Annotated in this window: 17 protein-coding genes; 11 read left to right on the forward strand and 6 right to left on the reverse strand. The window is 63.8% G+C overall.

Annotated features, from left to right (window positions below; all coding sequences use genetic code 11):
* The first annotated feature begins 229 nt into the window (after positions 1 to 229).
* The gene (locus tag EA795_RS16310) at positions 230 to 1,606 is read left to right on the forward strand and encodes a DUF1329 domain-containing protein (RefSeq protein WP_043942655.1); all 1,377 of its coding nucleotides are present in this window, start codon (positions 230 to 232) and stop codon (positions 1,604 to 1,606) included.
* Between the two features lie 68 nt (positions 1,607 to 1,674).
* On the opposite strand, the gene EA795_RS16315 is transcribed toward EA795_RS16310, so the two are convergent.
* Complete coding sequence (locus tag EA795_RS16315; protein ID WP_122078420.1) at positions 1,675 to 2,259, reverse strand: YajG family lipoprotein; 585 nt, start codon at positions 2,257 to 2,259, stop codon at positions 1,675 to 1,677.
* 162 nt (positions 2,260 to 2,421) lie between these two features.
* On the opposite strand from EA795_RS16315, the gene EA795_RS16320 reads away from it, so the two are divergent.
* Positions 2,422 to 2,607, forward strand: a complete 186-nt coding sequence (locus EA795_RS16320; protein ID WP_058078753.1) for a hypothetical protein — start codon at positions 2,422 to 2,424, stop codon at positions 2,605 to 2,607.
* Positions 2,608 to 2,684: 77 nt separating this feature from the next.
* Here the strand turns inward: EA795_RS16320 and mqo are convergent, their stop codons facing one another.
* On the reverse strand, positions 2,685 to 4,196 hold the full coding sequence (mqo, locus tag EA795_RS16325) for a malate dehydrogenase (quinone) (RefSeq protein ID WP_083237780.1): 1,512 nt from the start codon (positions 4,194 to 4,196) through the stop codon (positions 2,685 to 2,687).
* Between the two features lie 309 nt (positions 4,197 to 4,505).
* Entirely contained in the window at positions 4,506 to 4,793 is a 288-nt protein-coding gene (locus EA795_RS16330; RefSeq protein ID WP_058078751.1) for a PA4642 family protein, read from the reverse strand.
* A 189-nt stretch (positions 4,794 to 4,982) separates the two neighbouring features.
* On the opposite strand from EA795_RS16330, the gene dauA reads away from it, so the two are divergent.
* The gene (gene dauA / locus EA795_RS16335; RefSeq protein WP_122078422.1) at positions 4,983 to 6,731 is read left to right on the forward strand and encodes a C4-dicarboxylic acid transporter DauA; all 1,749 of its coding nucleotides are present in this window, start codon (positions 4,983 to 4,985) and stop codon (positions 6,729 to 6,731) included.
* A gap of 32 nt (positions 6,732 to 6,763) precedes the next feature.
* Here the strand turns inward: dauA and EA795_RS16340 are convergent, their stop codons facing one another.
* Positions 6,764 to 7,675 carry an SDR family oxidoreductase gene (locus EA795_RS16340; RefSeq protein ID WP_058078749.1) on the reverse strand — a complete coding sequence of 304 codons (912 nt, stop codon included), beginning with the start codon at positions 7,673 to 7,675 and terminating at the stop codon, positions 6,764 to 6,766.
* Positions 7,676 to 8,707: 1,032 nt separating this feature from the next.
* Here EA795_RS16340 and EA795_RS16345 point away from each other — a divergent pair.
* From EA795_RS16345 to EA795_RS16360, 4 genes are all read left to right on the forward strand, one after another.
* Positions 8,708 to 9,202 carry a DUF2726 domain-containing protein gene (locus tag EA795_RS16345; RefSeq protein ID WP_122078457.1) on the forward strand — a complete coding sequence of 165 codons (495 nt, stop codon included), beginning with the start codon at positions 8,708 to 8,710 and terminating at the stop codon, positions 9,200 to 9,202.
* A gap of 66 nt (positions 9,203 to 9,268) precedes the next feature.
* Positions 9,269 to 10,291, forward strand: a complete 1,023-nt coding sequence (locus EA795_RS16350) for a DUF5924 family protein (protein WP_122078424.1) — start codon at positions 9,269 to 9,271, stop codon at positions 10,289 to 10,291.
* Between the two features lie 183 nt (positions 10,292 to 10,474).
* On the forward strand, positions 10,475 to 11,002 hold the full coding sequence (locus tag EA795_RS16355) for an MgtC/SapB family protein (RefSeq protein WP_014853891.1): 528 nt from the start codon (positions 10,475 to 10,477) through the stop codon (positions 11,000 to 11,002).
* A gap of 28 nt (positions 11,003 to 11,030) precedes the next feature.
* Positions 11,031 to 12,350 (forward strand): PQQ-dependent sugar dehydrogenase, encoded by a 1,320-nt coding sequence (locus EA795_RS16360; RefSeq protein WP_122078426.1) that lies wholly within the window; start codon positions 11,031 to 11,033, stop codon positions 12,348 to 12,350.
* Positions 12,351 to 12,356: 6 nt separating this feature from the next.
* Here EA795_RS16360 and sfsA read toward each other — a convergent pair whose 3' ends face one another.
* Both sfsA and EA795_RS16370 read right to left on the reverse strand, forming a co-directional pair.
* Positions 12,357 to 13,064: a DNA/RNA nuclease SfsA gene (sfsA, locus tag EA795_RS16365; protein ID WP_014853893.1), complete on the reverse strand. Its 708-nt coding sequence runs from the start codon at positions 13,062 to 13,064 to the stop codon at positions 12,357 to 12,359.
* A complete protein-coding gene (locus EA795_RS16370) occupies positions 13,064 to 14,236 on the reverse strand; it encodes a pyridoxal phosphate-dependent aminotransferase (RefSeq protein WP_058078747.1) in 1,173 nt (390 codons plus the stop codon). Before EA795_RS16370 ends, sfsA begins: the two co-directional genes overlap by 1 nt.
* A 192-nt stretch (positions 14,237 to 14,428) precedes the next feature.
* Between EA795_RS16370 and dksA the strand changes: the two genes are divergently transcribed.
* The 4 genes from dksA (at position 14,429) to EA795_RS16390 (ending at position 19,093) form a co-directional block, all read left to right on the forward strand.
* Positions 14,429 to 14,875, forward strand: a complete 447-nt coding sequence (gene dksA, locus EA795_RS16375; RefSeq protein ID WP_014853895.1) for an RNA polymerase-binding protein DksA — start codon at positions 14,429 to 14,431, stop codon at positions 14,873 to 14,875.
* A gap of 96 nt (positions 14,876 to 14,971) precedes the next feature.
* Positions 14,972 to 15,868, forward strand: coding sequence for a tRNA glutamyl-Q(34) synthetase GluQRS (gene gluQRS, locus EA795_RS16380; RefSeq protein ID WP_122078428.1), 897 nt, complete (start codon positions 14,972 to 14,974; stop codon positions 15,866 to 15,868).
* A 110-nt stretch (positions 15,869 to 15,978) separates the two neighbouring features.
* Entirely contained in the window at positions 15,979 to 16,155 is a 177-nt protein-coding gene (locus EA795_RS16385) for a hypothetical protein (RefSeq protein ID WP_003095129.1), read from the forward strand.
* Positions 16,139 to 19,093 carry a sensor histidine kinase gene (locus tag EA795_RS16390; protein WP_058078745.1) on the forward strand — a complete coding sequence of 985 codons (2,955 nt, stop codon included), beginning with the start codon at positions 16,139 to 16,141 and terminating at the stop codon, positions 19,091 to 19,093. Before EA795_RS16385 ends, EA795_RS16390 begins: the two co-directional genes overlap by 17 nt.
* Positions 19,094 to 19,108 lie beyond the last annotated feature (15 nt).

The raw sequence follows: 19,108 nt of genomic DNA on the forward strand, positions 1-19,108 counted from the left end.
CTGCCTGACCCGAACCTCCGAAATAGAGCGTGCGCCTGAATTGAGCAAGCAGGCGGGACTGCCATGGAATCGGTAAAACAGGCAACTCGTGAGCAGGCGAGTCACTGGCGCCGCTTACCGGGCCATTATCGGTCCGCTACTGATCCGGTCAGCGGGAGTCGCCACTTTCGAGCCTGCCTTTTCGTGACGGCTTGAAGGCAACAGTTATCAGGATCGACAGGATATAAAAATGAATAAGAAGAAGTTGAAAACGGGGGCACTTACACTCTCATTGCTGGCAACGGCGCTGATGACAGGCCACGCCATGGCGGCGGTCTCCGAGTCGGAGGCGGCCAAGCTGGGCAATAGCCTGACGCCGGTCGGCGCCGAGAAGGCCGGCAACGCCGCCGGCACCATCCCTGAGTGGACCGGCGGGCTGCCCACCGATGCCGCCGCCATCACGCCCGACGGCTTCGTCGGCGATCCCTATCCCGGTGATCAGCCTAAGTTCACCATCACCGCGCAGAACTATGAGCAGTATCAGGACAACCTGACGCCGGGCCAGATCGCCATGCTCAAGCGTTATCCGGAGACCTACCGGTTGCCGGTTTTCGAAACCCGGCGCAGCGCCGCCATGCCGCAACGCATCTACGACGCGGCGCAGCGCAACGCCACCCAGACCAAGCTGGTACGCGGCGGCAACGGCCTGGAAAATCTCGACACGGCCATCGCCTTCCCCATTCCGCAGGATGGCCTGGAAGCGGTCTGGAACCACATCACCCGCTACCGTGGCGGATCGGCTCGCCGCGTAGTCGCCCAGGCGACCCCTCAGGTCAATGGCAGCTACAGTCTGGTGAAGTTCGTCGACGAGGTGGTCTATACCGACTCCCTGACCGACTACAACCCGGAAAAACACGGCAACGTGCTGTTCTACTTCAAGCAGCAGGTAACCGACCCCTCGCGCCTGGCGGGCAACGTGCTGCTGGTGCATGAAACCCTCGACCAGGTGAAGGAACCGCGCATGGCGTGGATCTACAACGCCGGACAACGCCGTGTGCGTCGGGCGCCGCAGGTCGCCTACGATGGTCCGGGCACCGCTGCCGACGGCCTGCGCACTTCCGACAATCTGGACATGTTCAACGGCGCACCGGATCGCTACGAATGGAAACTGGTCGGCAAGAAGGAGTTGTACATCCCCTACAACTCCTACCGCCTGGATTCGCCGAAGCTGAAATATGACGACATCGTCAAGGCTGGCCATATCAACCAGGACCTGACCCGTTACGAGTTGCACCGCGTATGGGAAGTCGAGGCGACGCTGAAGAAAGGCGAGCGGCATATCTATGCCAAACGCAACTTCTTCATCGACGAGGATACCTGGCAGGCGGCGATCATCGATCATTACGATGGCCGCGGCTCGCTGTGGCGGGTTGCCGAGGCACACAGCACCTACTTCTACGACGTGCAGGTACCGCTTTATGCCATGGAAACCCTGTATGACCTGGTTTCGGGACGCTACCTGGTCATGGGCATGAAGAACGAAGAGAAGAACCCCTACGTCTACAACTACGAAGCCAGCTCGCACCAGTACACACCGGCGGCGCTGCGCAACTCGGGCGTGCGCTGAACGCACCGGCCGGATGAAAAAAAACGCCCCGATCGGGGCGTTTTTTTGTGGAGGCGTCTTGCGACCGGTCACTCAGCCAGTAGCTGACCGATGTTCTGGTCCTTGAATACGCGGGTCAGCGCATCGCTCAGCACATCGCTGACCAGCTTGGTGTTGGTCTGCTCGTTGGGCGCCATGCCGAAACGCTGATTGAGGGTGGCGCCATAGCGCCCGGTATAGCGCCGCCCGCCATTCTGAACCTCGACGCGGAACGTCGCGCCGATATTGGCCTCGGTCACGTAGAGCCCTTCCTTCGGCGACTGGTACTTCAGATCCGCCAGCGTCAGGGTCAGCTGCGGGGCGTTATAGGCGTTGGCCGACGGCGTGAAACCGAGCAGGCGCACCGCCGCTTCGCTCTGCGCCTGCAGCTTGGGCAAAAGCTTGTCGCCCGGCACCGAGACCGCGCTGGTTTCCGGATAGAGTCCGCCGCGGGTGCCCAGCGTCGGCGAAGAACGTCCGTCGACGACCCGCACCACCACCGGCTGACCTTGCCCGACAGGGCTGATCTCGCTGGTGAGCTTGGGCGAGGGATCGAGTTGTTGCGGGCTGTGGGCGCAGCCCGCCAGGGCCAGTACACACACAGCGACAGGGCCGAACAACAGGCGTTGCAGCATGCTGTTTACTCCAGGTTGGGATGATGGATGACACGCAGTATAACCAGCACCGCAACCACTCGACAGTGATGCCCCGCATCGTCTCCGTCGGCAGGCCGGCGGTCGTCATCACAGCGTAACGAAAGGCTGCGATAACGCGTGCAAACCATCCGGAGCCTGCCCATGTCGTCGTGGACCCGTCTTTTTCAGCGGCCCAAGCGCCGCCACTTTGCCCTGCTCGATGAAGAACGCCGCTGCCGCATGCTGTTGACCGCCGTCGAGCGGCCATGCAGTGCGCAATGGATAGAGGTACCGGAGATACGCCTGGACTGGATCGGCAAACCGATACCGGGCGCCCTACAACGCTGAAGCAGGAACACCCTGAATGAAAAAGCCGCCCTGCTCGTTACAAGCAGGGCGGCTCGGGGACAGGTCGCGGCTGAATCTCAGTCTGCCAGGCCCAGTTTCCGATCGACCACCGCGACGATCTCGCGATAGGCCACGGCATCGGTCTCCAGCACCTTTTCCCGGGCAGGGAAAATCTCGCCGAGCTTGCTGGCCCAGGCCTCGCTCCTGGCTTGCTCGGGGAAGCAGCGCTCGATCAGGTCCAGCATGATCGAGACGGTAACCGAAGCACCCGGAGAAGCCCCCAGCAGCGCCGCGATGGAACCGTCCTTGGCGGACACCAGTTCGGTACCGAACTGCAGGATGCCGCCCTTCTTGGGATCCTTCTTGATGATCTGCACACGCTGGCCGGCCACTTCCAGGCGCCAGTCTTCGGCCTTGGCTTCGGGATAGAAGCCACGCAGGGTCTTCAGTCGGTCCTCCATGGACTGCATGACTTCCTTGATCAGGTAGCGCGTCAGGTCCATGTTGTCACGTGCCACCGCCAGCATCGGGCGCAGGTTGGAGGGGCGGATCGACATGGGCAGATCCAGCGCCGAACCGTATTTCAGGAACTTGGTGGTGAAGCCGGCGTACGGTCCGAACAGCAGCGATTTCTGGCCGTTCACCACGCGTGTATCGAGATGCGGCACCGACATCGGCGGCGCACCGACGGCCGCCAGGCTGTACACCTTGGCCTGATGCTGCTTGACGATCTCCGGGTTGTCGCAACGCAGCCACTGACCACTGACCGGGAAGCCACCGAACCCCTTGCCTTCCTCGATATCGGACATCTGCAGCAACGGCAGCGCCGCGCCACCGGCACCCAGGAACACGAAGCCGGCATCGAGCGTGCGGCTGCTGCCGTCGCGGGTATTCTTGATTTCCACGCGCCAGCCTTTGCCATTGCGCTGCAGACCGGTGACCTTCTGGAAATAGGACATCTTCACGCCGGGCTTGGCCGCGAGATAGACCAGCATCTGCCGAGTCAGCTCACCGAAGTTGACATCCGTGCCGTTCATCGCGCGGGTGGCGGCGATCGGCTCGTCGGCGTCGCGCCCCGGCATCATCAGCGGCATCCACTCCGCCATGGTGGCGCGGTCTTCGGTGTAGACCATGTCCTCGAACGCGTGATGGGTCTTCAGCGCGTCGAAACGGCGCTTGAGGAAGTCGATGTTCTTGCTGCCACGAACGAAGCTCAGATGCGGGACGGCATTGAGGAACTCCCGCGGATTGCCGAAACCTTCGCGACCGGCCAGGTAGGCCCAGAACTGCTTGGACACCTCGAACTGGGTGTTGATGGTGACGGCTTTCTTGATGTCGATCGGGCCGTTCTTGTTGTCCGGCGTGTAGTTCAGTTCGCAGAGCCCCGCGTGGCCGGTACCGGCGTTGTTCCACGGGTTGGAACTCTCGACGGCTCCGGATTCCTGCAGTTCGACGATTTCCAGCTTGATGTCGGGATCGAGTTCCTTGAGCAGTACGGCCAGGGTCGCACTCATGATGCCGGCTCCCACCAGCACCATGTCCACTGCTTCACTATCGTGTTGCGTCATCAACGCGTTCTCCAGAAACACAGCATTAAACTGTCACGACCGCAGTACGCGATCGCGTAGAACCACCAGCCAGGCGGATAGAAACGGAGGATGGCTTCTATGATCCGCTGCTCGGGCTTGTGCCCGAAGACAGGCACCTGCGTGGTGACTGCCCGCTGTCGGAAGGGCGGCTTTTGGCCTCCTCCCACTCGCCCCGAGGCATCCGGAGCAGAGCGATGTGCCGAGGCTCTACGGATGGATCGAGGCGAGAAAATCAATGCGCCGGCCTGTCAGTGGCCAGCCACTCGGATACCTGTTCGATGGATCTGTTGGCGCTGCTGCGTGAGCCTGTCAGCCACGTGCCTCGCGAACCAGCTCGATGTACGGCTGCGCCTGGCGCTGGTCGGCGATCAGCGCGATGAAATCCTGCCCCTTGGCATCGGTCGCGCCGAGGTCGTAGCCGGCTTCCTTGAAAAAGACGAGGAAACGCCCGAAATCATCGACGCGCAAACCACGATACGCCTTGATCAGCTTGTGCAGCGAAGGCGGCGTATCGTCGGTCGGCTCCGGCTGAAGAAACAACCTGATCGCGTCATCGCCGATGTCTTCACCGATTACCTGCTTCTTTTCTTTACGCATACCTGCTCCACAGCCCAACCTGGACTTACGGGGGCGGGAGTTTACTCCTCGTGACCGAAGCTCTCAACGCAACTGGCCCTCTTGCGACCAAGGTCGTATGCATGAACCACGGCAATAGGGCTCGGATCCCGACACTTGTCATCAAATAGAGGGTTTATACTCTCGCTTTGCGCACAAGGAGTGTCCGGGATGCGTCTTCCTCCCCTGTTCGCCGCATGGCGCCAGAGTCTGCGGCAGGGTTACAACGGCCAGGCCCTGCGCGGCGACGTGAACGCCGGCCTGACCGTTGGCATCATCGCCATCCCGCTCGCCATGGCGCTCGCGATCGCCGTGGGCGTGCCGCCCCAGCACGGCCTCTACACGGTGCTGATCGCCGCTCCGCTGATCGCCCTCACCGGCGGCTCGCGCTTCAACGTTTCCGGCCCCACGGCCGCCTTCGTGGTGATACTGCTGCCCATCACCCAGAAGTTCGGCATCGGCGGGTTGCTGCTCTGCACCATGCTGGCCGGCCTGATCCTGATCGCCCTCGGGTTGCTGCGCGCCGGGCGCCTGATCGCCTTCGTGCCCTACCCGGTGACCCTGGGCTTCACCGCTGGCATCGGCATCGTCATCGCCACCCTCCAGCTCAAGGATGTGTTCGGCCTGACGCTGGACGCGCAACCGCAAAACTACATCGAGCAGATCACCGTGCTGGTGCGCGCATTGCCCGGTGCCCATCTGGGCGATGCCCTGGTCGCGGCACTCTGCCTGGCGGTGCTGATTCTCTGGTCACGCTGGGTCCCCAGGGTGCCGGCCCACCTGGTGGCGCTGACGGTCGGCGCCCTGGCGGCGCTGGGCCTGGAAGCCTCGGGTCTGGAGGTCGCCACGCTTGGCGAACGCTTCAGCTATCAATTCGGCGGCCAGTCATATCCCGGCATTCCGCCCTTCCTTCCGGACCTTGCCTGGCCCTGGCAACTGCCCGGTGCCGATGGCCAGCCACTGCAACTCTCGTTCGAGCTCCTGCATCAGCTGTTGGCCCCGGCGTTCGCCATCGCCATGCTCGGTGCCATCGAATCGCTGCTCTGCGCCGTGGTCGCAGACGGCATGACCGGCAGCAACCATGACCCCAACGCCGAACTACTCGGCCAGGGCCTCGGCAATCTGGTGGCCCCTCTGTTCGGCGGTATCACCGCCACCGCCGCCATTGCCCGCAGCGCCGCCAACGTTCGCGCCGGTGCCTTCTCGCCGCTGGCTGCGATCATCCATGCCGGCGTGGTCCTGGTAGCGATCCTCTGGCTGGCACCGCTGTTCAGCTACCTGCCGATGGCGGCCCTCGCCGCGCTGCTGCTGATGGTGGCGTGGAACATGAGCGAGGCCCCGCACGTGCTCAAGACACTGCGCATCGCACCACGCAGCGACGTGCTGGTGCTGCTGACCTGCCTGGCGCTGACGGTGCTCTTCGACATGGTGCTGGCGGTGGGCGTGGGCCTGTTGCTGGCCGCCGGGCTGTTCATCAAGCGCATGAGCGAGCTGACCGACACCACCGCGCTGTCCCGTAGCCAACGGCAGATCCTCCGCGACCTTCCCGAACATGTCGCGGCTTACGCCATCCACGGGCCGCTGTTCTTCGGCGCGGCCGAGAAGGCCCTCAGCGTGCTGCGGCGCTTCAACCCCGACGTGAAGGTGATGATCGTCGATATCAGTGGCGTGCCGCTGCTGGACATGACCGCACTGGCCGCGCTGGAAAACGTGCTGCTCGATTACCGCAAACGAGGTATCGCGCTGATCCTCAGCGGCAGCAACGTGCGGATTCGGCTGAAACTGCGCCGCGCCGGAATCCAGCGCCTGCAAGGCCAGCTGCATTACGTGCGCGACCTGCCGCAGGCCCGGGCGATGGCCCTGCGACTGCTACCGCCCGCGATGGAAGGCGACACCGGCCGGCTCGAACCTTCCAGCTGAACGCCAGGCCACGCGGCCCGGCGTATTCAAGATCAGCCAGTGTGCTTCTGCAGGTTGGCCATCATTTCCCGGAGCGCCTCCAGGTTGTCGGCCGGATGGGCGGCATTCTCGAAGTTGCAGATCTGCTGCCAGTTGGCAGCCACGTCTTCGGCGTCGAAACCGGCCTTGGGATCGAAGCCCATGCCCAGGCTGCGCTCCCAGCGGACCTTGCCCATCCAGCCGCCGCCCACCTCGAACAGACCGGAGGTTTCCTGGCACTGCTCGCTGGCCAGGTAGACCACCAGCGGGCTGACCAGCTCGGGCTTGAGCTGCTCGAAGATCTGCGGCGGAATCAGCCCCTCGGTCATGCGCGTGCCACCGGTGGGGGCGATGGCGTTGACCAGGATGTTGTTCTTGCGTCCCTCCAGCGCCAAGGTCCGCGTCAGGCCGTAGAGACCCAGCTTGGCCATGCCGTAGTTGGACTGACCGAAGTTGCCATAGATGCCCGAAGTGGATGCCGTGAAGATGACCCGGCCATACCCCTGCTCGCGCATGTGCGGCCAGGCGGCGCGGGTCACCTTGTAGGCGCCTTCGACATGCACCCGGTAGACCAGATCCCAATCGGCATCCTCCATCTTGTGGAAGCTCTTGTCGCGCAGGATGCCGGCGTTATTCACCACCACATCGACACGGCCGAAAGCTTCCAACGCGTGCTGCACGATCTTCTCGCCGTCGGTGACCGAGTCGTGGTTGGCCACCGCCGTACCGCCGGCCTGGCGGATCTGCTCGACCACCAGATCGGCCGCCGAGCTGCTGGCGCCTTCACCCTGAGCGCTGCCGCCCAGGTCATTGACCAGCACCTTGGCACCATGACGGGCGAACAGCAGCGCATGGGCGCGGCCGAGGCCGCCACCGGCGCCGGTCACTATTACAACCTTGTCTTCGAAGCGGATGCTGTCGGTCATGCGTGACTCCTGCGTGATCCTGTTGGAATGAAGGCCTGAGTGTCCGCGCCGCTCCATCCACCCACAATCAAAACAGCCGGCAATGAATGGCGCAGCATAAAAGCCAGGGATGATACGCCACTGAGCAGGACGGGCCGAGCAAGCGGGCGCCCCAATGAATCTCGGCCTCTGCACGACTTACCAACAGAGTTATCCACAGATAATCGACCAGGCCGAAGATAACGACTGCCAAGGACTGTCAAAGCAGGTGTAATTCAACTCATTGATTATGGAAGAGTTTTCATCACGAACAACGATGAGCATTCTTTGATCAACGATCCGAAATGCCCGTCGCGCCTGGCTTTCGAGGTTTCATCAAACGTTTATCCACAGAACGCCACACAGCAAACGGGGATAACCAAGGCGTACGAGAATGGTTCTCGATCGGCCTATCGAAGCGATAGTCAGAAACCAAGAGCGCCGCGGGATACGGCGCTCTAGCATCTCTCTATCGTGGATAAGGAGACCGCCATGTACGTATCGTTCCTGATTGAAAACATTCTGGCCAACTATGCTTCGGCCAGCTGCTGCGCCTGCTACGGCCCGAGTTGAGCAAAAAACGAACAGTTTCTCGCGAGCCCCGGCTGTAGCGCCACCCAGCGCTTCAAACACGGGTTATCCACCGTTCACTCCACAGCAAGCGGGGATAACCTTGCATAACCGCGCATCGAAAGGCAGAAAGTTGCTTGAATCCTGTTGCAGCCAACGCTGATACCGCCTTTGGTCAAATATCGATCAATGGCCTGAAAGCGTCGGAACCAGTGGCCTACGCCGTTTCGCTAAGAGCTTATCCACAACTCGCTGCACAGCGATAGGGGATAACTGGCCAGGCCTCATCCGGCCGCTATCGAACTTCGCGCTCGGCATATGTCCAACGAGAACGCGCCACTCCTGCTGCCGGTCGAGAACGCCCATGCCCAACGTCACGCACTCCCCGCCTTTGCGGAGCCGCCGGATATCAGCCGAACAGGCCGGCCTCGGCAGGACACCCGCATGAGCTTGCTGATCGTGGTGCTGGCGGCCTTCGCCTGTTTCGCGCTGGTGTTCCTGATCAAGCAACGTCAATTCAGCCAGCCCGCCATCCGCTTGCCCTATCAGCTCAAACAGCCCTTCTTCTCGCCGAGCGAACGGGCGCAGCTGGAACTGCTCGAGCAAGCGGTTGGCGGGGAGTTCCGGATCCTGACCAAGGTGCGTCTCGCCGACGTGGTGAACGTGACAGCCATCCCCCGCCGCAGCACCTGGTATCACGCCACCAACCGAATCTCCGCGGCAAGCTTCGACTTCCTGCTCTGCGACAGACAACAGCTGGCACCGGTCTGCGCGGTGGAGATCGAAGAGGCGTCGGAAGCCAATGCCTTCCTCGACGAGCTCTGCGAGGCGATCGGCCTGCCGCTGGTACGGCTCAGCCCACGCACCGCCGGTTCTTTCGATCAGGTGCGCGCCGCCATCGAGCAGGCGCTCGCATGCTGTCCGACCACTCGTTCCTGAGCGACGAGCCTTCGCCGGAAATAAGCGCATAATGCCCGCCCGGTGCCGTCAACCCACGAGAATCACATGCCGGTAAACCATGCCGCCCGCCGTGTTTTCACCCTTGCCAGCCGGCTGATCAACCGGTATCCGGGGCTGGTCGCGCTGTTCGGTTTCTGCTCCGGCATCGCCAGTTTCCTGCTGGTGGAGCGCCAGGCCGGGCTGGCCAAGGTGGTGGCGTTCGTGATGCTGGCCAGCTGGCTCTGGCTGATGCTGGAAAACAGTTTGCGCCGCAGCCTGGAACGCTGGTTCGGCTGGAAGGTGCCGCCACCGCTGTTGCGCTACGTCACCCAGATGGTCCACCAGGAAAGCCTGTTCTTCATCATTCCGTTCTTCGTCATCACCACCACCTGGAACAGCGGCCAGGCGCTGTTCACCCTACTGCTCGGCGGCGCGGCGCTGGTGTCGCTGATCGATCCGCTGTACTACAAATGGCTGACGCCGCGGCGCTGGTTGTACCTGGCCTTCCACGCGCTGACGCTGTTTGCCGTGCTGCTCACGGCGCTGCCGATCATCCTTCATCTGTCCACGCCGCAAAGCTACCAGCTGGCGCTGGGCGTGGCGCTGTTGCTGGCGCTGCCGAGCCTGGGCGTACTCTTCTCGGAATGGAACTGGAGGAGCCTGACCGGGGCGCTGTTGCTGGCCTGCGCGGTCGGGTTCGCCGGCTGGATGGGCCGTACCTGGGTACCTCCCGCCACGTTGTGGCTGGCCGATGTCGCGGTGACCACCAGCTTCGATGGCACCTCGCGCCAGCCCGGCGACCGCCTGCGCCAGGTGAGCGAGGCCGAACTGCGGGGCAACGGCCTCTACGCCTACACCGCCATCAATGCGCCACGTGGCCTCAAGGAGCGCATCTATCACGAATGGGTGCACAACGGGCGCCGTGTCGACCGTATCGCCCTCGATATCAGCGGCGGCAGAAAGGCCGGTTATCGGGCCTGGACCCACAAGCAGAACTTCCCCGAACAACCGGTCGGCAAATGGCGCGTGCGGGTGGTGACCGAAGCCGGCCAGATGATCGGCATGCTGCGCTTCGAAGTGGTGCCTTAGGGTCTGTTGACGTTTCGCTCGCGGCCGCACCGGTGCCTGCGTCCCGCGCCTGGCCTGGCGATATTTGACGCAGCAACGCGGCTCGCGCCGAAACGTCAACAGACCCTGGTACCGCAGCCGAACTGCTTCGGCGCGCCGAACTCCAATCGATAGACGCGGCCAGCCCGCCACGGGGAGATCGGCATGGAATGGTGGGACATCGTTACAGGCACCATCGCCTCGGAGTTTTCCGACCTCCCTGATCTCGAGCATGCGACCCGTATTTCCCTGCGCCTGATACTGGCGGCACTGCTGGGCGGTGTGCTGGGCTATGAGCGCGAGTACAAGGGCAAGGCGGCCGGGCTGCGCACCTATATGCTGGTCTCGGTCGGCGCCGCCCTCTTCGTCCTGGTGCCACTGGAAGCCGGTATGCCGCTGGCGGATGTCTCCCGGGTGATGCAGGGCATCATCACCGGCATTGGCTTTCTCGGTGCCGGCACCATACTCAAAGGCAACTCGCCGCGCGATGTGAAAGGCCTTACCACGGCGGCGGGCATCTGGCTGACCGCGGCCATCGGTGTGGCAACGGGGTTGGGGCATGAGGCGACGGCCGTGCTGACCACCGTCTTCGCGCTGGCGATATTCAGCCTGATGGCGCGCCTGGAACGGCACGTCGCCAGAGCCGCTGCGCACAAACGCAGGAAAGATCCGGACCCCGATCGAATGCCCTGACCCATTCAATCATCACCAGGAGCAGCCCATGCAGCACCACCATGCCCATCTGACTCTCGGCATTCTCCTGCTCGGCGTCGCCGGCTGCAGCGAAACCGCCAAGCTACCCGTGGATTCGGGTTATGGCCCGAGCCCGGTGCTTGTCGAGCCCAACCGAACCCTGATCCCGACCGTCAATATCGCCAAGGCCGTCGGCTGGCCGGCCGGCACCCGGCCCGTTGCCGCGCCGGGCTTGCAGGTCCAGGCGTTCGCCCGCGACCTCGACCATCCGCGCTGGCTGCACGTGCTGCCCAACGGTGACGTGCTGGTGGCCGAAAGCGATGCGCCGGCCAAGCCCGAGGGCAACCGGGGCATTCGCGGCTGGGTCATGAAGAAGGTCATGGCCCGCGCCGGCTCGGGCGGCCAGAGCGCCAATCGCATCACCCTGCTGCGCGACGAGGATGGCGACGGTACGCCCGAGGTACGCACCACTTTTCTCGAAGGGCTCAACTCGCCGTTCGGCATGGCGCTCGTCGACGATCAGCTGTACATCGCCAACACCGACGCAGTGTTGCGCTTCCCCTACGAGGAAGGTGCCACGCGAATCGATGCCAAGGGCGAGAAGGTCGTCGACCTGCCGGCCGGGCCGATCAATCATCACTGGACCAAGAACGTGATCGCCAGTCCCGACGGCTCGCGACTTTATGTCACCAGCGGCTCCAACAGCAACGTCGGCGAGAACGGCATGGCCGCCGAAGAAAATCGCGCGGCCATTCTCGAGGTCAATCCGCAAGCCAAGCGCCTGCGCCTGTTCGCCTCCGGCCTGCGCAACCCCAACGGCCTGGCCTGGCAACCGGACAGCGGCCAGCTCTGGACCACGGTGAACGAGCGCGACGAGATCGGCAGCGACCTGGTTCCGGACTACATGACCTCGGTGCAGGATGGCGGTTTCTACGGCTGGCCCTACAGCTACTTCGGCCAGCACGTCGACCCGCGCGCCGAACCACCGCGACCGGATCTGGTGGCCAAGGCCCTGGTTCCCGATTACGCCCTGGGTGCACACACGTCCTCGATGGGCCTGGCCTTCTACGAAGGCGACCTGCTACCGGAGCGTTATCGCAACGGCGCGCTCATCGGCCAGCACGGTTCCTGGAACCGCAAGCCGCGCAGTGGCTACAAGGTGGTTTTCGTGCCGTTCAGGGATGGGCGTCCGGACGGACCCGCCGAGGACATTCTCAGCGGTTTCGTCGATAACGAGGAGCAGGCCATGGGCCGTCCGGTCGGCGTGGTGGTGGACAGCCAGGGGGCGCTGCTGGTGGCGGATGACGTGGGCGATGTCATCTGGCGCGTGACACCCAGCGACGACTGAGGCGATTCAGAGAATCACCGGCAGCCGCCGGGACAGACGAATCTCCTCGGGCGAAATCTCCACACCATAGGCCAGCACCTCGACGCCCGCCGCCACCGCCTCGCGCAATGCCGCGGCGTACAGCGGGTCGATCTCGCTGGCCGGCCGCACCGCCTCGATACCGGTCAGGTTCACGCAATACAGCTGCACCGCGCGGACGCCATCGCGCGCCAGTGCCGCCAGCTCGCGCAGATGTTTCGCGCCGCGTAGCGTGACCGCATCGGGAAAGGCCGCCACCGCGGTATCGCCGAAGCCCAGGGTGACGCTCTTCACCTCGACGTAAGCCGGACCTGCGGGATAGTCCAGACGAAAGTCCACCCGGCTGTTCTCCAGACCGTAGGCCACTTCGCGCCTGAGCGCGGTGAACCCCGCCAGCTCCTCGATCACGCCACCCAGCAGCGCCTCCTCCACCAGGCGATTGGCCCGCGCGGTATTTACGCAGGCCAGGCGCCCCTGAGGGGTTTCCACCAGCTCCCAGGTGCCCGGCAGCTTGCGCCTGGGATCGTTGCTGCGCTGAAACCAGACGCGCGCGCCCTCGCCCATGCAGTTGAGCATCGAGCCGGTATTGGGGCAGTGGATGCACAGTGCCTCGCCGGCGTCGCTGACGATATCGGCGAGAAAGCGTTTGTAGCGACGTACCAGCCGGCCCGCCTCCAGCGGTGTGGAAAAGCGCATCAGCCTTGCCAGCTTTGCAGGCCACGGGCGATACGCTCGACCGCCTGTTCCAGGCGCGGCAGATCCTGGGTATAGGCGAAACGTACATGGTGCCCGGCCTGGTGACGGCCAAAATCCAGCCCCGGGGTGATGGCCACGAACTGGGTTTCCAGCATGTGCCGGCAAAAGGCGAAGGCATCGCCGCCGAAAGAGCTGATATCGGCGTAAAGGTAGAAAGCGCCTTCCGGCACCACGGCGATATTGAAGCCCAGCTCGCGCAAGGCCGGCAGCAGGAAATCGCGGCGGCGGGCGAACTCGGCGCGGCGGGCCTCGAGGATTTCCAGCGTGGCCGGCTCGAAACAGGCCAGCGCCGCATGCTGGGCCATGCTCGGGGCACTGATGTAGAGGTTCTGCGCCAGCTTTTCCAGCTCGGGCACCGCATCGGCCGGCGCCACCAACCAGCCCAGGCGCCAGCCGGTCATGCCGAAGTACTTGGAGAAGCTGTTGAGCACGAAGGCATCGTCATCGACCTCCAGCACGCTGGCGGCGTCGCAGCCGTAGGTCAGGCCGTGATAGATCTCGTCCACGACCAGATGGCCGCCACGGGCTTTCAGCGCGCCGGACAGTTCGGCCAGCTCGTCACGGCTCAGCACCGTACCGGTGGGGTTGGCGGGCGAGGCGACCAGGGCGCCGACGCAATCGCGGTCCCAGTGTCGTTCGACCAGGTCGGCATTGAGCTGATAGCGCACCTCCGGGCCTACCGGCACCAGTTGCGCGGCGCCCTCGATCAGCCGCAGAAAGTGCCGATTGCAGGGATAGCCGGGGTCCGCCAGCAGCCAATGCTTGCCCGGATCGACCAGCAGGCTGCTGGCCAGCAACAAGGCGCCGGAACCGCCGGGAGTAATCAGCACGCGTTCGGGGTCAATAGAAGCCTGATAGCGTTGCTCGTAGAACCGCGCGATCGCCTCCCTGAGCCGAGGCAGCCCTCGGGCCGCGGTGTAGCGCGTGTGTCCGGCGGCCAGTGCGGCCTGTCCGGCGGCGACGATGGGCGCAGCGGTGGTGAAGTCCGGTTCGCCTATTTCCAGGTGAATGACGTCACGTCCCAGCGCCTGCAATTCATTGGCTCGCGACAGCAGCGCCATGACGTGAAAGGGTTCGATTGCGCGACTACGAGCGCTATAAGACGAGGTCATCTGACCTTCCCTATGAGTACAAAACGTGAATTCTACCGAAGGTCCCTGTCACACCGCAGCCACCGTCCTATCGAGGAGTAGCGCACCCCGATACGATCTGGTAAGTTCGCCCGCTTGCAGCCGCAGGGCCGGCACGGGTCGGCAGAGGGACTCATCATCCTGCGCAATGGACATAGCGAGAGGCGTTCATCCATGCCCATTACTAAAACTACACCTACAAGCAATCAACTGGTCCGCGCCTTTGAGCCCTATAAGGAAACCAAGGGCGAGGAATACATGAGCGACAAGATGCGCGCTCACTTCACCGCCATCCTCAACAAGTGGAAGCAGGAGCTGATGGAGGAAGTCGATCGTACCGTGCATCACATGCAGGACGAAGCGGCCAACTTCCCCGATCCGGCCGACCGCGCCAGCCAGGAAGAAGAGTTCAGCCTGGAACTGCGCGCCCGTGATCGCGAGCGCAAGCTGATCAAGAAGATCGACGAGACGCTGCAGCTGATCGAAGACAACGAATACGGCTGGTGCGATTCCTGCGGCGTCGAGATCGGCATTCGCCGTCTGGAAGCCCGCCCCACCGCCACGCTCTGCATCGACTGCAAGACGCTGGCGGAGATCAAGGAAAAACAGCTGGGATCCTGATCCCGCAAACGGGGCGCTTCGGCGCCCCGCTTCGTTTCAGCCTGGCGCCATACCTGACTGCCGCTTTATCCCGCCTCATCCGAGCCGGACCCCGCCATGCCCTCATCCGCTTCGCCTTCCTATATAGGTCGCTTCGCACCGACACCCAGCGGCCATCTGCATTTCGGCTCGCTGATCGCCGCCCTCGCCTCCTACCTGGATGCCCGCGCCGTTGGCGGTCGCTGGCTGCTGCGCATGGAGGATCTCGATCCGCCACGGGAAATGCCCGGAGCGCAGGCGGCCATCGTCGAAAGCCTGCAACGCTACGGCTTCGAATGGGATGGCGAAATGCAGCGCCAGAGCGACCGACATGACGCCTATGAAGAGGTGATCGAACGCCTGCTGCGGGCCGGGCTGGCCTATCCGTGCGTCTGTTCGCGCAAGCAGCTGGAAGCCCACCCCGGCGCCTATCCGGGCTTCTGTCGCGACGCCAACCAGCCCAAGGAAGACGCCGCGATCCGCCTGCGTGTACCGAACCTGGAATACGGTTTCACCGACCGTGTCCAGGGCGAATACCGCCAGCATCTGGGGCGTGAAGTCGGCGACTTCGTGATTCGCCGTCGCGATGGCCTGTTCGCCTATCAGTTGGCCGTGGTGCTGGATGACGCCTGGCAGGGCGTGACCGACGTGGTACGCGGCGCCGACCTGCTCGACTCGACGCCGCGCCAGTTGTACCTGCAGGAACTGCTCGGCCTGCCACAGCCGCGCTACCTGCACGTACCACTGATCATCCAGCCGGACGGCCACAAACTGGGCAAGCGCTATCGCTCGCCCCCCCTGCAACCGGCCGAAGCCACGCCGTTGCTGCTTCGCGCATTGCGCGCCCTCGGTCAGCCGACCGCCACCGAACTGAGCGACGCCCTGCCCGGCGAAGTGCTGGCCTGGGCGATCCCGCGCTGGAATGCCGACAGAATCCCTCGAACCCGCACCCTGGCCGAAGCGCAGCTGCGCTGAAAGCTGGAAGCGAATCCCTGTGAGGCCTGGCGCTTATGGCTTCGAGCTTTCAGCTTCAAGCTTCCAGCGGCTTCCTTTACCATCCCCCCACTTACGACACGAGTTCCAGCATGTACATCTACCGACTGGTATTGCTCCTGGTGGTGGGGATCTATCTGTTCTCCCCGGCGATCATGGATTGGTGGATCGATCCCAACGGTGCCTGGTATCGCCCCTACCTGCTGTGGCTGATTCTCATCGTGGTGACCTTCATTCTTCAGAGCCAGCGCGATGCCGACGAGCTTTAGCCTCAGCCACCTGATCCTGATCAGCGCCGCCTACCTGCTACTGCTGTTCGGGGTGGCCTGGGTCAGCGAGCGTGGTCTGATCCCGCGCTGGATCATCCGCCACCCGCTGACCTACACCCTGTCGCTCGGCGTCTATGCCAGCGCCTGGGCCTTCTATGGCACCGTCGGGCTGGCCTATCAGTACGGCTACGGCTTTCTGGCTACCTATCTCGGTGTCTGCGGCGCCTTCCTGCTGGCGCCGGTGCTGCTTTATCCGATCCTGCGCGTCACCCGCACCTATCAGCTGGCGTCCCTGGCGGACCTGTTCGCCTTTCGCTTTCGCAGTACCTGGGCCGGCGCGCTGACCACGGTGGTGATGCTGGTCGGCATGCTGCCGCTGCTGGCACTGCAGATCCAGGCAGTCGCGGACGCCATCGGCATCCTCACGCATGAACCGCTGCAGGAGCGGGTGGCGCTGGGCTATTGCGTGATGATCATGCTCTTCACCATCCTCTTCGGCGCGCGGCATATCGCGACGCGGGAGAAGCACGAGGGCCTGGTCTTCGCCATTGCGTTCGAATCCATCGTCAAGCTCGTGACCTTCAGCGCCATCGGCCTGTATGCGCTCTACGTCGTGTTCGGCGGCCCCGTGCAACTGGAGATCTGGCTGTTGCAGAACCAGTCCGCCCTCCAGGCGCTGCACACCCCGCTGCAGGAAGGCCCCTGGCGCACCCTGCTGCTGGTGTTCTTCGCCTCGGCCATCGTCATGCCGCACATGTACCACATGACCTTCGCCGAGAACCTCAACCCGCGTGCCCTGGTCAGCGCCAGCTGGGGCCTGCCGCTGTACCTGCTATTGATGAGCCTAGCGGTGCCGTTGATTCTCTGGGCCGGGCTCAAGCTGGGCGTCAGCACCAACCCCGAATATTTCACCCTCGGCCTGGGGCTCACCGCGCAAAGCGAAGCGCTGACGCTGCTCGCCTTCGTCGGCGGCCTGTCCGCCTCCAGCGGGCTGATCATCGTCAGCACCCTGGCGTTGTCGGGCATGGCGCTCAACCACCTGGTGCTGCCGCTCTATCAGCCGCCCACCGAAGGCAACATCTACCGCTGGCTGAAATGGACCCGGCGCAGCCTGATCCTGACCATCATCATGGCCGGTTACGGTTTCTACCTGCTGCTGGGCGCCGAGCAGGACCTGTCGAACCTGGGCATCGTCGCCTTCGTCGCGACCCTGCAGTTCCTCCCCGGCGTACTGTCGGTGCTGTACTGGCCCTCGGCCAACCGCCGTGGCTACATCGCCGGTCTGCTGGCGGGCATCGCCGTCTGGGTGGTGACCATGCTGCTGCCGCTGGTCGGCAATCTGGATGGCATCTACATTCCGCTGTTCAACGTCGTCTACGTCCTCGATGACACCAGCTGGCACCTGGCGGCGATCGCCTCGCTAGCGGTCAACGTGCTGGCCTTTTCCCTGTTCTCGCTGTTCACCGAGACCAGCGCCGAGGAACAGAGCGCCGCCGAAGCCTGTGCCGTGGAGAACATCCGCCGCCCGCAGCGGCGCGAACTGACCGCCACCTCACCGCAGGAATTCGCCGAACAGTTGGCCAAACCACTGGGCGGCAAGACCGCGCAACGGGAAGTCGAGCAGGCGCTGCGCGACCTGCAGCTGCCCTTCGACGAGCACCGGCCCTACGCGCTGCGCCGCCTGCGCGACCGGATCGAGGCGAACCTCTCCGGCCTGATGGGGCCGAGCGTCGCCCAAGACATCGTCGAGAATTTCCTGCCTTACAAGAATGGCGCCGAGGGCTACGTTACCGAGGACATCCATTTCATCGAGAACCGCCTGGAGGAGTATCACTCGCGCCTGACCGGCCTGGCGGCTGAACTCGACGCCCTGCGCCGTTACCACCGGCAGACCCTGCAGGACCTGCCCATGGGTGTGTGTTCGCTGGCCAAGGACCAGGAAGTGCTGATGTGGAACCGCGCGCTGGAAGAGCTCACCGGGATTGCCGCGCTGCAGGTGGTCGGCTCGCGCCTGACCACCATCGACGAGCCCTGGCGCAGCCTGCTGACGGAGTTCATCCAGCAACCCGACGAACACCTGCACAAGCAACGCCTCTCCCTGGATGGCGACACCCGCTGGCTGAACCTGCACAAGGCGGCCATCGACGAACCGCTGGCGCCGGGCAACAGCGGCCTGGTGCTGCTGATCGAGGACCTGACCGAAACCCAGGTGCTCGAAGACCGGCTGGTGCATTCCGAGCGCCTGGCCAGCATCGGTCGCCTGGCCGCCGGGGTCGCCCACGAGATCGGCAACCCCATCACCGGCATCGCCTGCCTGGCGCAGAATCTGCGCGAGGAGCGCGAAGCCGACGCGGAGATCGGCGAGATCAGCAGCCAGATCATCGAGCAGACCAAGCGGGTGTCGCGCATCGTCCAGTCGCTGATGAGCTTCGCCCATGCCGGCGGGCGCCAGCACAACCTGTATCCGGTGTCCCTCGCCGAAATCACCCAGGATGCCATCGGCCTGCTTTCGCTCAACCGCCGCACCACCGAAGTGCAGTATTTCAACCTCTGCGATCCGCAGCATCTGGCCGAAGGTGACCCTCAGCGGCTCGCTCAGGTGCTGATCAACCTGCTTTCCAACGCCCGCGACGCCTCGCAACCGGGCGGGATCATCCGCATTCACAGCGAAGTCTCCGAACAGACCGTCTACCTGATCGTCGAGGACGAAGGCAGCGGCATCCCCAAGGCGGTCCAGGACAAGCTGTTCGAGCCTTTCTACACCACCAAGGACCCCGGCGAGGGGACTGGCCTGGGCCTTGCGCTGGTCTATTCCATCGTGGAAGAGCATTATGGCCAGATCAATATCGACAGCCCGACAGATCCCGAAACCCAACGCGGCACCCGTTTCCGGATTACCCTGCCGAGGTATGTCGAAGCCGCGAACAGCGTAAGTTGAAGAGGCGATCACAGA

The sequence above is a fragment of the Stutzerimonas nitrititolerans genome (assembly GCF_003696285.1).
Classification (GTDB): Bacteria; Pseudomonadota; Gammaproteobacteria; order Pseudomonadales; family Pseudomonadaceae; genus Stutzerimonas; species Stutzerimonas nitrititolerans.

Excerpts from the sequence above, each read along its gene's own strand:
- dauA (WP_122078422.1), top strand. The coding sequence starts at position 4,983 with ATGCGTCTTCCTCCCCTGTTCGCCGCATGGCGCCAGAGTCTGCGGCAG.
- EA795_RS16385 (WP_003095129.1), top strand. The coding sequence starts at position 15,979 with ATGTACATCTACCGACTGGTATTGCTCCTGGTGGTGGGGATCTATCTG.
- EA795_RS16350 (WP_122078424.1), top strand. The coding sequence starts at position 9,269 with ATGCCGGTAAACCATGCCGCCCGCCGTGTTTTCACCCTTGCCAGCCGG.
- dksA (WP_014853895.1), top strand. The coding sequence starts at position 14,429 with ATGCCCATTACTAAAACTACACCTACAAGCAATCAACTGGTCCGCGCC.
- EA795_RS16355 (WP_014853891.1), top strand. The coding sequence starts at position 10,475 with ATGGAATGGTGGGACATCGTTACAGGCACCATCGCCTCGGAGTTTTCC.
- EA795_RS16315 (WP_122078420.1), bottom strand. The coding sequence starts at position 2,259 with ATGCTGCAACGCCTGTTGTTCGGCCCTGTCGCTGTGTGTGTACTGGCC.
- EA795_RS16340 (WP_058078749.1), bottom strand. The coding sequence starts at position 7,675 with ATGACCGACAGCATCCGCTTCGAAGACAAGGTTGTAATAGTGACCGGC.
- sfsA (WP_014853893.1), bottom strand. The coding sequence starts at position 13,064 with ATGCGCTTTTCCACACCGCTGGAGGCGGGCCGGCTGGTACGTCGCTAC.
- EA795_RS16390 (WP_058078745.1), top strand. The coding sequence starts at position 16,139 with ATGCCGACGAGCTTTAGCCTCAGCCACCTGATCCTGATCAGCGCCGCC.
- EA795_RS16360 (WP_122078426.1), top strand. The coding sequence starts at position 11,031 with ATGCAGCACCACCATGCCCATCTGACTCTCGGCATTCTCCTGCTCGGC.
- EA795_RS16320 (WP_058078753.1), top strand. The coding sequence starts at position 2,422 with ATGTCGTCGTGGACCCGTCTTTTTCAGCGGCCCAAGCGCCGCCACTTT.
- EA795_RS16370 (WP_058078747.1), bottom strand. The coding sequence starts at position 14,236 with ATGACCTCGTCTTATAGCGCTCGTAGTCGCGCAATCGAACCCTTTCAC.
- EA795_RS16310 (WP_043942655.1), top strand. The coding sequence starts at position 230 with ATGAATAAGAAGAAGTTGAAAACGGGGGCACTTACACTCTCATTGCTG.
- gluQRS (WP_122078428.1), top strand. The coding sequence starts at position 14,972 with ATGCCCTCATCCGCTTCGCCTTCCTATATAGGTCGCTTCGCACCGACA.
- EA795_RS16330 (WP_058078751.1), bottom strand. The coding sequence starts at position 4,793 with ATGCGTAAAGAAAAGAAGCAGGTAATCGGTGAAGACATCGGCGATGAC.
- EA795_RS16345 (WP_122078457.1), top strand. The coding sequence starts at position 8,708 with ATGAGCTTGCTGATCGTGGTGCTGGCGGCCTTCGCCTGTTTCGCGCTG.